A 15,613-nucleotide genomic window follows, 5' to 3' on the forward strand; every position below is an offset into this window, starting at 1 on the left:
CCTTTTGTTATTACGGATTCATCTTTAATCTCACCTGTCTCAATATTTCTTGTCGAACAGTCAATCAATGTCATGTTTGGCCGTATCTTATCTTCTTTTTCTAACGTATTAACAATATGAAAAAATATCCTGTCTTTATGTTTATTGATAGAATTTTGATATTCACACTTTGAAAATACTCGATTGCCGTTTATTCTAAACTTATTAATTTCAAGTAAAACTGTGTTACCTATGTCATTTAATCTCACATTTACATTCCATTTGATGTTCGTAGAAGATAATATTCATACACCATTCTTATGTTTTTTCAATCAAGTCATTTAATGAATGAGAGATATTTCTCAGATGGATAAATTAAATATCATGGATAGTAATTAAATGTTATTTTTTACTATGATATTATTAGTATATACGTAATTTTTCTACAGGATTACTGATGTAATGGATTAAATTAAACCTAAAATTAAATAGCGTAATTTATTTTTTAATTTATCAATAAAAATCCAATAAGTTTACCAATGAAAAATAGTTATAGTTTCTTGCCATTGATCCAGCCATATTAACGTCAATATACTCAAATAAAGTCGCCACATGACTAATATGGCGAAGCATGTTGACGTAAAGTTAAAAATACAGCATTAGGTGTTGTTACCTGAACAACCTTCTTATTAAAGAATGCTATCTTGTTTCCAAGGACGACGATGCATTTTTATACCCGTTGTTTAAATATTAGCCAGAAGTGGTCAAAACTCATTTAACATCAATCCATTTATCGACTCGAAATGTAGTTTATCTAACTCCGATTTTCAATAATCTTTGACATTTTTACGAGATTAAATTATATCAAATTTATGTATCAATATTTTAATGGAGATGTAATGAATCTATATAAAAATTAAAGACTTCATATCAGGATTATATTAAAAAAATGGAAAGTCAATAGAAATGTTATCTACTGAAAAAAAATTCTTAAAAGAAACGAACGATCAAATATTATCAGTCTATTCAACATTGCTGCACGAGAATTCACCATCATTTACTGTCCAAGGTGAAACCTCTCGTTGTGACAAAATTATTCAAAAAGGTGATCACGCGCTAGTAGGGATAAGCCCCTTTAACTCGCGTTTTTCAAAGAACTATGTGATGGACCTTATTCAATGGTCAAGTCATTATTTCCGACAAGTTGACATATTGTTACCTTGTGAACGTGAAGCTTCACGCCTTTTAGTCGCTAGTGGAACTGAGGATGCTAAGGCCCTCAAGAAAACACAACGCGAAATTAGACGTCATTTATGTAACCTTGAATATGTTATTTCCATAGCAATGTTAAGAAGTAAGCAGATCAGAGTCATTCAATTTAGTGACTTTGCACTAAACCATGACTACCAATCTCTTAAAATACAAGTTAAAAACGCTTTCAATGAATCAAAATCTTTTAAAAAAATCTGCCTTGATATGTCCTTTCAAGCTATAAAAGGGCGACTAAAAGGTACCGGGCAATACTTTGGTCTAATTGACCTACAATTAGTATATAAAGCGTTGCCATATATTTTCGCTGAAATTCCCTTTTATCTCGATACCCCTCGATTACTTGGGGTAAAGTATTCTACGTTACTTTATCACCGTCCTTGGCCAATCGGAAAAGGGTTGTTTAGTGGTAGTTATCCTATACAAGTAGGCGATAGACAAAGTTGCGGAATCGTTACTCAAGTACAAAATACAAACAGTCTGATGAAATAGTAATTGTATTTAAAATTAATAAGCTCTTAGTACCAAATATCTTTAGAAAGGAAGCACAATAATGGCTAAATTAAATTCTTTTAGTATTCTCGACCCTAAATTCATAAAAAATCCTTATGATTTTTACGACGCCTTACATAAACAAGATTTAGTTTATTTTGAACAATCTCAAAACAGCTATTTTATTGGCAAATATAAGGATGTTGAAGCTATTTTAAAATCCTCAATTTTCAATACGAAGCCATTAACTGCACTTGCCGAACCGGTTATGGGGGATCGCGTTCTTGCTCAAATGGAAGGTGAAGAGCATGCGTGTAAACGCAAACTCATAATGCAAGGACTTTCAAGAGATTATTTTAATCGCTACTACGAACCCATGATTCGAAAGATTACTGAAAATCTCTTACAACCTTATATAGAAAAAGGAAATATAGATATTGTTAATGACTTTGGCCGCGATTATGCCGTATTAGTCACATTAACTATTCTCGGACTGCCAAGTGATAACTATCGTGATATAGCTGAATGGCACAAGGGTATCGCCAGTTTTATTACCCAGTTTGACCAAACAGAGCCAGAAAAAATGCACAGTCTTGAATGTAGTCAGAAATTAATTCGCTTACTAAACCCTATAATAGAGCAAAGACGGCGTAATCCCGGCGGCGACATTATATCTATATTCTGTCAAGATACAGGGATGTCCATGAGTGAAATTACAGCACTGTGTTTAAATATTCTATTAGCGGCTATAGAACCTGCTGACAAGATATTAGCAATGATGCTTAATCACTTAATATCTCATCCGAGTATGCTTGATGCAGTGCTTAAAGATCGCAGTCTAGTTCGGGATGCATTTGAAGAAACTTTACGTCTGACATCACCGGTACAGCTAATTCCAAGAGAAACGAGTGAAGATGTCACTATTTCTGGTATCGATATTCCCAAAGGCGCTTTAATATTTTGTATGATTGGCGCAGCTAATCGCGATCCATCGGTTTTTCACAAACCAAATGAATTTGATCTATATCGAAGAAAAAATACAACTTCTCAACAGAAAGCAAATCGAAAAAGACATCTAGCTTTTGGAGCAGGTACTCATGCCTGTGCTGCGGCTGCATTTTCACTCAGTCAGTTGGAAGTTTCATCCAATATTATTTTGGATCGCCTGAGCAATTTACGTTTTGCCGATAACTATCATTACCAAGAAACAGGGGTATATACACGAGGACCTTCTAAACTTCTTCTAAGTTTTGATCCAATAATACCTTCTATCTCAAGAAATGGTGCCCCTGATCTGAAAACTACCTCAGAGACGATGAAATAGGAACAAGGTTCATGCTATGGCGTAAGCGAGGATATACAGTACAGTGACATAACGGTGAGTATGTAGCAGTTCTGGAAGAAATCAGACTTGTGTGAAATAGTTCAGAAGATTCATCTGAAATACTGATCAAAGGGATGCCGGAGGTAGGCATCCCTTGAAACAGTCAGGAGATACCTGCATTTTATTATCGAAAAGAGGTGACTCATGATGATGAATAAAGTCAATAATAAAACAAATTAAATAGACTACCTGATACATTGACACCTTGATGCTCAATGTATACGATGCCGTTATGAACAAATCGAAGAAAACACTTAACACTGTTGGACGAACCACAGTGGACTACACTGATAGAATGTATTGGAATGGCATCATTAAGATGAGCTTATCCAAGTTTTTCATTCTCTGTGTCTTACAACAACGGCCTATGCACGGTTACGAAATTGCCCGTGAGGTTGAACATTCTACCCAAGGGTGTTGTTCACCTACTGAAGGTACGATTTATCCGGTACTGCGTGAGTTTGAGCAGGGTGGATATGTCACGGTACATAACGAAACCGTTGCAGGTCGTGGACGCAAAGTATACACATTAACAGATAAAGGGCGTAAAGCTTTTACTGTCGCGGTAGAAGCTTGGATGGAAGTCGCCGCACATATCAATCGTCAGCAATGACGGTTTTTTTTGACTTTATACATTGATCATCTATGCATTGATCAGGAATATGAGAACCCATTGTAAATCTGGCGCCAAATTACCGAAACGTAATATCGGCCTATTAATAATTTAATTTGAAGGAAATAAATATGAACGAACAATCGATTAAACGACGAATCGAAGACATACAACACTATTATGGTAAAACCCTGTCTAGTAGAGAGGATCTTGCTATAAATGTATGCACTGTGGACAACACCACTTCAGACAGAATCAAAGAAATTCTTAAGCTTATCCATCCTGATGTACAGAGTCGTTTTTATGGTTGTGGTACGCCTTTTCCTCCCTTACTAGAAGGAACAACAGTATTAGATTTGGGATGTGGTAGTGGGCGTGATTGTTTTATTCTGTCTCACCTTGTCGGTATTGAGGGTAAAGTTATTGGTATTGACGCAACGGCAGAACAAATCGAATTTGCCCAACGTTTTGTGGATTACCATCGTCAAATCTTTAACTATTCATCCACCAATGTGCATTTTCAGCAAGGCTATATCGAGTCGCTAGAACAGCTTAATTTACTACCTGAAAGTATCGACGTTATCGTCTCAAACTGTGCCATCAATCTATCTGTATCTAAAACAAGTGTGTTGGCTGGTATGGCCCGTTTACTCAAATCAGGTGGTGAAATCTATTTTTCTGATATTTTTCTGGATAGAAGGCTGGACCAATCGCTGAAAAATGACCAACAAATTGTTTGTGAGTGTATTGGTGATGCATTGTACTTTGAAGATTTCATACGGCTGGCAAAAGCAGCCGGTTTTAATGATGTTCGTGTCGTTAATAGCAGTTTGAAATCCATAAATAATAAGGAGATCGAAGCGAAACTGGGCGGTGCAAAACTGTATTCAATGACGCTGAGGCTGTTCAAATTAGATTTGGAAGACCGTTGTGAGGATTATGGTCAAGTTGCCATTTACAAAGGCAATTTATCGGATGCCCCGGATCAGTTTGTGCTTGATCGAGAACATATTTTTGAGACAGGTAGAGCGGTCCCAGTATGCCGGAATACTGCCGATATGATCAGCAAAAGTCGTTACCATACACTTTTTGATTTAATTGGTGATGGGAAAAAACATTATGGCCTTTTCAACGGTGGAAGGCCGAAGCTTTTTGATGCTGATAGCAAAGTTATGCAAGCTTATGCACCAAACGACTGTGGCTGTTAGAGTAAACAGCCATATGACAAAAAGCCTTACAGCAATCACTGTAAGGCTTCTCTATTTCTTTAAATCTGCGGCTTATTTGACAGCCCCAAACTCTAAATTGGTCGGCGAGAGAGGATTCGAACCTCCGACCCACTGGTCCCAAACCAGTTGCGCTACCAAGCTGCGCTACTCGCCGAAAACGAGCCGAATCTTACTGCGCTCGCTACAGGCCGTCAATACCTTTTTGATAATCATAGGTTAGTTGCTGATAAAAACAGCGTGAACGTCGCTATGCCGCACTTTCACACAGTTTTTATAAAAAATTTTATCTGTAGAGGAAAAACTACGGTTCCGGCGACTGTTTTCACTACCGCCGAAACCGATTATTCCAGATTACTATTGCAGTAACGAAATATCAGCAACTCTCAGGAACAGGTCACGCAATTCACTTAACAGGGTTAAGCGATTTATTCGCACCTGTAAGTCTTCATCCATCACCATCACGTTGTCAAAGAAAGCATCGACAACTTCACGCAAAGATGCCAACTCAGCCAGTGCTTCCTGATAGCATCCTTGAGCAAATAAAGGCGCCAACTTATCCTGCAAAGCCACCAAATGTGTTGCCAGTTTCACCTCTTCCGGCGCTTTCAGCGCAGAAACATCTACTTTCTCGTTCAATGTCTCTTCTGACTTCGCCAGAATGTTAGAAACACGCTTATTCGCTGCGGCTAACGCCGCGGCTTCATCCAGTGTACGGAAGTGAGTTACCGCTTTAACACGAGCATCGAAATCAGCAGGTTGTGTTGGACGACGCGCCAACACTGCTTGAATGGTATCAATGCTGTAGCCCTGCTCCTGATACCAGGCGCGGAAACGGCCAAGCATAAACTCAACCACGTCATCGGTAACCTTGGCATTCGTTAGCTTGTCGCCATACAGACGAACCGCTTCTTCTGTCAATGTCTGCAAATCCAGCGGCAATTTTTTCTCAACGATAATACGTAGAGCGCCCAACGCCGCACGACGCAGCGCAAACGGATCTTTATCACCTTTCGGATGCTGACCAATGCCAAAAATACCCGTCAGTGTATCCATCTTGTCAGCGATCGCTAACGCACAAGAAACGCCGGTAGAAGGCAGTTCATCCCCCGAAAAACGCGGTTGATACTGCTCATTCAATGCCAGAGCAACATCCTCTGCTTCACCGTCATGACGAGCATAATGCATTCCCATTACACCTTGTGTATCGGTGAACTCAAATACCATGTTGGTCATCAGGTCACATTTGGACAGCAAACCAGCACGGGTAGCATGATTCACATCAGCGCCGATTTTCTCTGCAATCCAACCAGCAAGCGCCTGAATACGATCGGTTTTATCACGCAAAGTACCAAGCTGTTTCTGGAACAGTACTGTTTCCAGACGAGGTAGATTGTCTTCCAGACGCTGTTTACGATCCGTCTTAAAGAAGAATTCCGCGTCAGCTAAGCGTGGGCGGACTACCTTTTCGTTACCGTCAATGATTTGCTGTGGATCAGAAGAGTCGATGTTGGCAACAAAAATAAAGTTCGCCATCAGCTTTCCGGCACTATCGTAAACCGGGAAGTATTTCTGATCACCTTTCATGGTGTAAACCAACGCTTCTGACGGCACGGCAAGGAATTTCTCTTCAAATTTCGCCGTCAGCACAACCGGCCATTCAACCAATGAAGTGACTTCTTCCAGCAGACTGTCACTGATATCAGCAATACCGCCCAACTTAATCGCAGCCTGTTCTACATCCTGCTTAATGAGTGCCTTGCGGATTGTATAATCTGCCATCACTTTACCGCGTTGCTGCAAAATCGCGGGATACTGTTCTGCATTATCAATCGTAAATTCAGATTCACCCATAAAGCGGTGACCACGAATGACACGCGCAGATTTAATACCCAGAATTTCGCCTTCAATCAGTTCATCACCAAACAACATGGTAATGGTATGAACTGGGCGAACAAACTGAGTCTCTTTATCGCTCCAGCGCATCAGTTTAGGAATTGGCAACTTGTTTAGCGCATTGTTGACCATACCCACCAATAGCGCTTGTACACTGAGGCCCTTAACCAGCGCACGATACAATAACCATTCGCCTTTATCTGTCACTAAACGTTCAGCCTGAGCAACCGTGATACCACAACCGCGAGCCCAACCTTCCGCCGCTTTTGTCGGTTTACCCTCAGCATCAAATGCTTGAGCAATCGCCGGACCACGTTTTTCTACTTCACGATCAGCCTGAGCTTCATCCAGCTTAGCAACTTTCAGTGCCAGACGGCGCGGCGTTGCAAACCAACTTACTTCACCGTGCGCCAAATTCGCGTTATCCAACTCCGCCGCAAAATTAGCAGCAAATGCTTCAGCCAATGAACGAAGAGCCTTCGGCGGCAACTCTTCTGTGCCGATTTCCACCAGGAAAGTCTGTTGAGTCATGACAGCCTCTTAGTTCTGATTCTTGTTACACATAGGGAAGCCTAGCGCCTCACGGGAGGCATAATAAGCTTCGGCAACAGCTTTGGTCAGGGTGCGAATACGCAGGATATAACGCTGGCGTTCAGTCACCGAGATAGCTTTACGGGCATCCAGCAAGTTGAAGGTATGACCCGCTTTGAGAATACGTTCATAAGCTGGCAACGGTAGCGGCGTTTCTAACGCCAGCAGGTCCTGAGCCTCTTTTTCATATTGTTCGAAACAGGTAAACAGGAAATCGACATCTGCATGTTCAAAATTATAGGTGGATTGTTCTACTTCATTTTGATGATAAATATCGCCATAAGTGGTTTTACCCAGCGGGCCATCGCACCAAACCAGATCATAAACGCTGTCTACGCCCTGAATATACATTGCCAGACGCTCAAGACCGTAGGTAATCTCACCGGTGACAGGTTTACACTCAAGGCCGCCTACCTGTTGGAAGTAAGTAAACTGAGTCACTTCCATCCCGTTAAGCCACACTTCCCAACCCAATCCCCAGGCGCCCAATGTTGGGTTTTCCCAGTTATCTTCAACAAAACGGATGTCATGAACTGTTGGGTCTAATCCTAGCTCCCTCAGAGAACCCAGATATAACTCCTGAATATTGTCCGGGGATGGTTTAATAATGACCTGAAACTGATAATAATGTTGTAAACGGTTAGGGTTTTCACCATAACGGCCATCTGTCGGACGACGGGAAGGTTGCACGTAAGCCGCGGCAATTGGCTCCGGGCCAAGTGCACGCAGGCAAGTTATGGGATGAGAAGTACCCGCGCCGACTTCCATGTCCAGTGGTTGGACAATGGTACAGCCCTGGCGCGCCCAATAATCCTGTAATGTCAGGATCAGCCCCTGAAAGGTCTTGGTATCAAACTTTTGCATGTTAGATCCGCACGCGATACATATGAATTTGAAAGGAAGTTGGTCAGTATACCCTTTGACCTTAAGATATACAGCCCTGAATTCGCTCTTAATTTCACCTTGAAATAAAAAAATCTTAATCGAGTTATTTTACTTGTACATTTATACAGTTAAGGTACTGTCAATGACCAACCACTCATATTGGAAATCTCAACTATGGAATTAACACGCTGCCATTGGGTTACCTCTGACCCGGAATATTTGGCTTACCATGACAATGAATGGGGAAAACCTCAAAAAGATAGCCAGAAGTTGTTTGAAATGATCTGTCTGGAAGGGCAGCAATCCGGGCTGTCATGGCTAACTATTCTGAAAAAACGTGAAGGTTATCGTAAATGCTTTCACCAATTTGATCCGGTAAAAATTGCTGTCATGAATGAAAACGATGTAAAACGGCTGATGCTTGATACCTCGATTGTCCGTAACCGCACCAAAATTAACGCGATTATCAGCAATGCGCGAGCCTATCTTAAGATGCGGCAACAAGGGGAAGAATTCAGTCCTTTTATCTGGCGTTTCGTTGATAATAAACCCATTATTAATCAGTGGGAAACTGCCATAGAGGTACCGGTAAAAACAGAGATTTCAGACGCATTATCACAAGCGCTTAAAAAAAGAGGTTTTAAATTTATCGGCAGTACCACTTGTTATGCATTTATGCAGGCTACCGGTTTAGTCAATGATCATATAACAGACTGTTTATGTAGAAAATAAATTTAGTGGGTTACAACAATCCCTAAGATTAATATGGATAATTAAAGTTGGATGTTAACAAAACATTTGCGCTTTATTTGAAATGCTAAATTAAATATTAAATAACCAATAGTCATAATTTTCCAGATTGCACGCCGATAGTACGCGGAGTATGGTGTTATATCTCCTAATCCAAACAACACACTGACAACGAACGTGGCTATGATTTTTTCTCAATTCGGTAACAAATTCACACAAGACGCGGGCATAACCCGCCTGATGAATGACCTTAATCAAGGGTTGAGGACGCCCGGCGCAATTATGCTAGGCGGCGGCAACCCGGCGCACATTCCAGAAATGGATGACTATTTTCAGCAACTACTGACAGAGATGGTCGCCAACGGCCAGCTCACTGACACGCTATGCAACTATGATGGACCTCAAGGAAAGGATACGTTGATTCAAGCATTGGCAGAGATGTTGCGCGAAAAATTGGGTTGGGAGATTGGTACACAAAATATTGCCCTGACCAATGGCAGCCAAAGTGCATTCTTCTATCTATTTAACTTGCTGGCTGGACGCGGAGAAGATGGCTCTGTCCGCAAGGTACTGTTTCCACTAGCACCGGAATATATTGGCTATTCTGACTCAGGGCTGGACGAAGGCTTATTTGTTGCCAATAAACCCAATATTGAGTTATTGCCAGAAGGCCAATTCAAATATCATGTTGATTTTGACCATCTCAATATTACCGAAGATATTGGTCTGATCTGTGTTTCTCGCCCGACCAACCCAACGGGTAACGTCATCACTGATGAAGAGTTACAACGGCTAGATTGTCTGGCTCAACAACACCAGATTCCATTACTCATTGATAATGCTTATGGCGTGCCATTCCCAGGTATTATTTTTAGCGAAGCTACACCATTGTGGAATCCCAATATTATTCTGTGCATGAGTTTATCCAAATTAGGGTTGCCGGGTTCACGCTGCGGAATCATTATCGCTAACGAGAAAATCATCAATGCCGTCAGTAACATGAATGGTATTATCAGCCTCGCGCCGGGCGGTGTCGGCCCCGCGATGGCGTTGGAAATGATCCGGCGCAATGACTTGCTTCGTTTGTCACAGGAAGTTATCCGCCCGTTTTATCAACAACGGGTTCAAGACGTGATTCAGATTATCCGTCGTTATCTGCCGGCAGAACTTTGCCTTATCCATAAACCAGAAGGCGCCATTTTTCTGTGGTTGTGGTTTAAAAATCTGCCGATAACCACAGAAATGCTTTATCAAAGACTGAAAAAACGGGGTGTGTTAATGGTTCCAGGTCACTATTTCTTCCCCGGACTGGAACAAGACTGGCCGCATACTCACGAATGCATGCGTATGAATTATGTTCCTGACCCGGAAAGGATTGCCAAAGGGATTGCGATTCTGGCAGAAGAAATTAAATTAGCCCATCAGCAAGCCGCCTGAAATCACAAGCCATTTGAAATTACAAACCATTTGAAATGAATAGTAAAAAAGCTCCTGCTCGGAAATGCAGGAGCTAAATGATAACGAGGACTTTACATAATTATTCTCAGAATTTATAGAATGCTTTATGCATAAGGCGAGAAAGAAACAACTCCTTGTTTGCCACCCCTCCTTAAGCAGCCTCTATTCAATCAGAAATTTCTAAATCCAATGCCCTGAATAGGCGGGTTTTTGTGCGTTTACTGGCAGTCAAAGTAAAAACGTACTTCTATACCCGTTATCTTTCAAGTTGCCTCTTTGTTGGCGACACTCACTCGCCATCGCGATACATCTTGAAATCCATAGGATATATACTTAAGAAATATTTAAATTTAAGACTATTTAGATCATTATGATGACTTACATTATTTTTTATTAATTAAAGAACAGAAAAAAATCCTGTTACATAAAAAATTCACGACTTTTTGATCTCGGTGCTATGGTCAACATTGCGTGACGTGATTATAGTGATTGATGCCAAAGCCCTTCGTTAAGGGATTTGGAGAAATTTGGGGAAATAAAGATCACCCAATAAACTCACGCAAGGGCGAACTATTTCAGCGGCTTACCCAGACGAGATCGATAGAACCGATGAAGAGTAATAAACTAATTCTATTTTGCGTCACATTAGGATGGCTGTTAATCAGCGGCTGTACCAGCATCATGACACATTCAGGACCTAGCCGCGGTTATTATCCCGGCGCTAAAACTGACATTGAAATGTTAAAAGACCAAGATACAGGCTGGGTAATGAAACCACTACTCGCGATTGATCTACCCTTTTCCGCGCTATTAGATACTCTGTTATTACCTTATGACTATATAAAATCTGACGAAGATCAATCAGCCAGTTCACCAAAAGAGCGAATTGAAAAAATAGAAAAAGCACAACATCAAACCAAAAACAATTAATTGATAATCCGTTCCGGTTTATTTATTGCCACCAGCAGCAAGTGAACTGGCGGCAAATATATTTATTTCAGTCCTGTTTCCACCAGGAAAATTTGCATATAGCTATCAACTTCACGCATAAAGGCCACATGATGGCTATTTGGTGAAATCACAACCGCATCCGCGGCAGGCGCTTTTTTTGTACGCTTTGTCAAACGTCGCATTTGACCATTGTTTACATCACACAGCATCACGCTGTTATCACAAATAAAAGCAACATATTGACCGCTTCGATCCCAACTGAAAGCAGATTGAATACCATAATGACTCTGAGTTATCTGACGCGGTTCGCCGCCATTTGGCGATATTGTCCACAGTTGCACAATGCCATTATCATCTTTCATCAGAAAGCCAATCCGCTCACCATCCGGTGAAGCCCGCAACCAGTGGCGTGGATTATTCGCTACCCCCGGCCAACGCCTATGATTGGTCAATGTCAGACGACGCTGCATGATATTAGCAGGCGGTGCGGGTAACGTCGTTTCCGTACCTTGCAGTGGTTTTCCCCCTGCTACGGCATAATCAACATCCCGTTCTGGTAAATCAACGATATAAACTTCCGGTACTTTTTCCCCTGTTGCAGAAATAGTATCGCCAATAAATGCCAACGCCCAACGCTGCCAATCACCATCCGCTTTACGATACCCAGCCTGGCCGACCCAACACTCTTCATAGGCACGGTTAATCTCATCACTACCCGGCTCCGGCTGAAAAGTGGTATGACTGACTACAACGGAGAAATAGCGACCATCATGTTCACGGGGATGTCGCTTAGGCGGCTCAACTGATTTGAGAGGCACAGCCACGGCGATATTGCGCAAATCCAGCGCGGGATCAAGTTCATGCATAACATGGTCGTTATAAGTAAAACTCAGACGGCTACCATCCGGGCTGAATACATGAACGTGGCTGCCTCCGCGCAGCGCTCCCGGCGTATAAGGAGCAGTAACATCCATCGCATCCAGAGTGACCGCTTTTCCCGGTAAATCTTCGCTGACAATCACCCCTCGTCGGTGATGAAAATCGTAATGCCATTGCTCATCTGGGAATTCTGGCCCATGAATAAACGCATAACGGACAGGTTCCGTTGGGCTGACTGTCACCACGCCAACATGAGCCCCCTCTTTAGCCTGATAGATAATTTCTGTTTTGCCACTGTGTACATGAATTTTTTCTATCGTTAAACCGGTAAAAGAAGCGCCATGAGGACGAACATCATAAGCTAACCACTGGCTGTCTGGCGTCCAGACATTAATATTGGTAAGCTGGTGGCTACGATTATCAAACGTGATTTGCCGTTCCTGAAAGGCCATTTTATTATCCTTACATCAGGTTTTTTCGGATAAATAATATTAATCCGAAATAGATGGAACTAAAAAATTTCAGTCGAGACTTTACCACTTCGACATTACTCTTACCTTTTTACGTTATGCACATCGAATAACCTATGTTACTAAGTGTTCTTTATATCATTGGTATTACTGCCGAAGCGATGACCGGCGCTTTAGCTGCGGGCCGCCGTAAAATGGACATGTTCGGCGTGATTATTATTGCTTCGGTAACCGCCATTGGCGGCGGTTCCGTTCGGGATATACTTCTGGGGCACTACCCTCTCGGTTGGGTTAAACACCCTGAATATATCGTCACCGTCGCCTGTGCCGCCGTGATAACCACTTGGGTTGCCCCCATGATGAAGCATTTACGCCGCCTGTTTCTTATCCTTGACGCCATTGGCTTGATTGTTTTCTCCATTCTCGGCGCACAAATTGCCTTGGATATGAACTATGGCCCAATCATCGCCTCCATCGCGGCGGTTATCACCGGTGTTTTCGGTGGCGTGTTACGCGATATGCTGTGTAACACCATCCCGTTAGTTTTCCAGAAAGAGATTTATGCCGGTGTCTCTTTTACCGCCGCCTGGTTATATATTGGCTTACAACACACGCCATTACCGCAGGATGGCATTGTACTGATTACCCTAATCGTAGGTTTGACAGCAAGATTGGTTGCTATTCGCTACCGCCTTGGATTACCTGTCTTTAATTATGAACATTCTGATCACTGAGCTATAGCTATACCTACGGGGTTAACCACAGCCCCGTTTTCCCGATCAAACCCCTTGATCCCGGCCACTGACAGTTTCTCTGCAATCGTTTTAATCTGCGTATCATTGACAAAATCAGACAACTTTTTCAATTGCCCGCGAGTGAGTTGCTGTTTTAGCTGTGTTCCGGCTAATTTCTGCTCCAGTTGCCGCCAGTGATCAACATCGTCAGACAACTTATCCATATAAGGCACTCCAATCCCTTTCATCCAATAGGAAAAAGGCTGATTTTTTGCCTTGCTGAATTGTGAATAAATGGCCTGAGCTCGTTTATCTCCAATGCCCGGTAAGGCCGCGATTTGTTGAACTGAAAGTACCAACCAATCGGTTAAATCCGTGACTAACTTCTGTTCGGTCAACATTGCCCAACTACCACTACTGACGCCTGTCATTTGCAAACTTTCACCAAGCCATTTCAATCGTGCATTAAACTGTTGTTCGCAGCCCGCCGTTAACGTCAAGCAACTCAGCGTATAATAACGCTGCTTATCTGGCGGCTGAATATCCTGACGCTCTTTAATCCGCCACACCACCTGAGCTAATTTCGGGATACCATGACCGGCCAGCGTGAGAGTGACCCGATCCCCCGGCAACACATCCAACTGTCGCCAACGACGGACTGAGCCAATATTGACTCGGCTAACTTGTCGGTCATCTAGTTTCACCTTATCCAGCCCAAGCACAACTGAGATCTTGCCCGTTCTGCCAATAGTAAAGCTCACTTCCCTGACTTGTGTAATCTGATGGCGTAAAGGATGTTTCCATGCCACAGCCCAACTGTTAGATCCAGACCGCCACTGATTCCCTTTAGGTTCAATTTCCTGTTTCAGCACGATACCGTCTGTGGCAAAAGGCATGGGTTGTTCAAAATAATGCGTCCGTAGTTTCTGTACCTGTTCTGGCCTCCCTATTTTATGGCTGTAGCGAAGCGCTAATGGAAAACCCATATCCGCCAGTTTCCGCAATTTACTTTCCATATCAACAGGACCATCCGGCCAGCTCCAGATAAATAAACCGACTTGCTTTAATTCTGGCGAATGTTCCTTACGCATCATTAAACCGGCGACACGATTACGCGCGCCATCACTGCCGGAAGATTGCTGTATATGTCCATCCTTATGCAGAAAAAGCTCCCCTTGCAATACCATATAAGGCGGCGCGTTTTCTATCTCTTGGGGAATATCGGAAATATGTCGGCTTTTTGCTGTCCAGTTTACCCCTTCGGCGCCATTGCCCCGGCTGATTAATGAAACCAGTTTCCCATTCTGATAAATCAATGTTACCGCCACGCCATCAATCTTTGGCTGTAACCAGACAGGCAATCTGCCGTGCAACCATCGGTTAATTTCCCGTTCATCTTTCAGTTTATTTAATCCGGTATGAGCAACTGGATGAACCAGCTTATTATCCGCAACAACTTCTACCGGAAAGTTCGAATCAGGTGATTGTTTCAAACAAAGCTGCCAATGAATTAGCTCCGCCATTAATTGATCATAAACTTCATCATCGATCTCACTGATCCCTTTCTGACGATAAAGTTGATCCCATTGAGCCATTTGTTGCATCAGACTTTTTGTTTCATATTGCAATTTATCCTGCGACCATGCCGGGCAATCTTTCTCTATATTCAATGTCTCAGCCGCAACTATCGGTGTACTGAAAACAATAAACAGAATCAATATCAATAAATTAAGCATCCGCTGCTCCTTGGCTATCCATGCATAACGGCAAAATAGAGGATAAAGAGATGCTGTCCAAGGCAAAGATAATAATTTTGCGAAGCGGTTCAAAGGAATAACTTCCTGAAATCCCAAGATAACGAACTTTTTCATATACTGCACAAAACCGATAATTATGGTGAGAACCTGACTCATTTAACTATTTATTGCATTGCAATTAATAATTAAATTCTAAGTCTTTCAAGAAGCAGGATACTTGATTGTTTTTCCGTTACCCATCATACTTATGCGCATACCTTTGCGCATAGGAGTAAACAC

The 15,613-nt window shown here is 42.2% G+C and carries 12 protein-coding genes and 1 tRNA gene; 8 read left to right on the top strand and 5 right to left on the bottom strand.

Going from position 1 to position 15,613, the window contains the following annotated elements; genetic code table 11:
* The first annotated feature begins 945 nt into the window (after positions 1-945).
* The 4 genes from Phpb_RS22535 (at position 946) to Phpb_RS22550 (ending at position 4,945) form a co-directional block, all read left to right on the top strand.
* Positions 946-1,740, top strand: a complete 795-nt coding sequence (locus tag Phpb_RS22535) for a tRNA-dependent cyclodipeptide synthase (protein WP_240492659.1) — start codon at positions 946-948, stop codon at positions 1,738-1,740.
* A 61-nt stretch (positions 1,741-1,801) separates the two neighbouring features.
* Positions 1,802-3,064, top strand: a complete 1,263-nt coding sequence (locus Phpb_RS22540) for a cytochrome P450, cyclodipeptide synthase-associated (protein WP_240492660.1) — start codon at positions 1,802-1,804, stop codon at positions 3,062-3,064.
* Between the two features lie 292 nt (positions 3,065-3,356).
* Positions 3,357-3,737, top strand: coding sequence for a PadR family transcriptional regulator (locus Phpb_RS22545; RefSeq protein WP_201445816.1), 381 nt, complete (start codon positions 3,357-3,359; stop codon positions 3,735-3,737).
* A 131-nt stretch (positions 3,738-3,868) separates the two neighbouring features.
* Entirely contained in the window at positions 3,869-4,945 is a 1,077-nt protein-coding gene (locus Phpb_RS22550; protein WP_240492661.1) for a methyltransferase domain-containing protein, read from the top strand.
* A 98-nt stretch (positions 4,946-5,043) separates the two neighbouring features.
* Here the strand turns inward: Phpb_RS22550 and Phpb_RS22555 are convergent.
* The 3 genes from Phpb_RS22555 to glyQ all read right to left on the bottom strand — a co-directional run bounded on the left by Phpb_RS22555 (position 5,044) and on the right by glyQ (position 8,314).
* Positions 5,044-5,120: transfer RNA gene (locus Phpb_RS22555), tRNA-Pro, on the bottom strand.
* Between the two features lie 200 nt (positions 5,121-5,320).
* Positions 5,321-7,390 carry a glycine--tRNA ligase subunit beta gene (gene glyS, locus Phpb_RS22560; protein ID WP_065392314.1) on the bottom strand — a complete coding sequence of 690 codons (2,070 nt, stop codon included), beginning with the start codon at positions 7,388-7,390 and terminating at the stop codon, positions 5,321-5,323.
* A 9-nt stretch (positions 7,391-7,399) separates the two neighbouring features.
* Entirely contained in the window at positions 7,400-8,314 is a 915-nt protein-coding gene (glyQ, locus tag Phpb_RS22565) for a glycine--tRNA ligase subunit alpha (RefSeq protein WP_065392315.1), read from the bottom strand.
* 195 nt (positions 8,315-8,509) lie between these two features.
* Here glyQ and Phpb_RS22570 point away from each other — a divergent pair, with 195 nt between their 5' ends.
* The 3 genes from Phpb_RS22570 to Phpb_RS22580 all read left to right on the top strand — a co-directional run bounded on the left by Phpb_RS22570 (position 8,510) and on the right by Phpb_RS22580 (position 11,473).
* Positions 8,510-9,067 carry a DNA-3-methyladenine glycosylase I gene (locus Phpb_RS22570; RefSeq protein ID WP_065392316.1) on the top strand — a complete coding sequence of 186 codons (558 nt, stop codon included), beginning with the start codon at positions 8,510-8,512 and terminating at the stop codon, positions 9,065-9,067.
* A gap of 201 nt (positions 9,068-9,268) precedes the next feature.
* Positions 9,269-10,522, top strand: a complete 1,254-nt coding sequence (locus Phpb_RS22575; protein WP_065392317.1) for a valine--pyruvate transaminase — start codon at positions 9,269-9,271, stop codon at positions 10,520-10,522.
* 630 nt (positions 10,523-11,152) lie between these two features.
* Entirely contained in the window at positions 11,153-11,473 is a 321-nt protein-coding gene (locus tag Phpb_RS22580; protein WP_036779848.1) for a YceK/YidQ family lipoprotein, read from the top strand.
* A gap of 62 nt (positions 11,474-11,535) precedes the next feature.
* Here the strand turns inward: Phpb_RS22580 and Phpb_RS22585 are convergent, their stop codons facing one another.
* Positions 11,536-12,825, bottom strand: a complete 1,290-nt coding sequence (locus Phpb_RS22585) for a YidR family protein (RefSeq protein WP_065392318.1) — start codon at positions 12,823-12,825, stop codon at positions 11,536-11,538.
* A gap of 134 nt (positions 12,826-12,959) precedes the next feature.
* On the opposite strand from Phpb_RS22585, the gene Phpb_RS22590 reads away from it, so the two are divergent.
* Positions 12,960-13,577 carry a trimeric intracellular cation channel family protein gene (locus tag Phpb_RS22590; RefSeq protein WP_065392319.1) on the top strand — a complete coding sequence of 206 codons (618 nt, stop codon included), beginning with the start codon at positions 12,960-12,962 and terminating at the stop codon, positions 13,575-13,577.
* On the opposite strand, the gene ligB is transcribed toward Phpb_RS22590, so the two are convergent.
* Positions 13,571-15,448, bottom strand: a complete 1,878-nt coding sequence (ligB, locus tag Phpb_RS22595) for an NAD-dependent DNA ligase LigB (RefSeq protein WP_240492662.1) — start codon at positions 15,446-15,448, stop codon at positions 13,571-13,573. The genes Phpb_RS22590 and ligB overlap by 7 nt on opposite strands.
* Positions 15,449-15,613: the final 165 nt, after the last annotated feature.

This window comes from Photorhabdus namnaonensis (genome assembly GCF_001684335.1).
GTDB classification, from domain to species: Bacteria; Pseudomonadota; Gammaproteobacteria; order Enterobacterales; family Enterobacteriaceae; genus Photorhabdus; species Photorhabdus namnaonensis.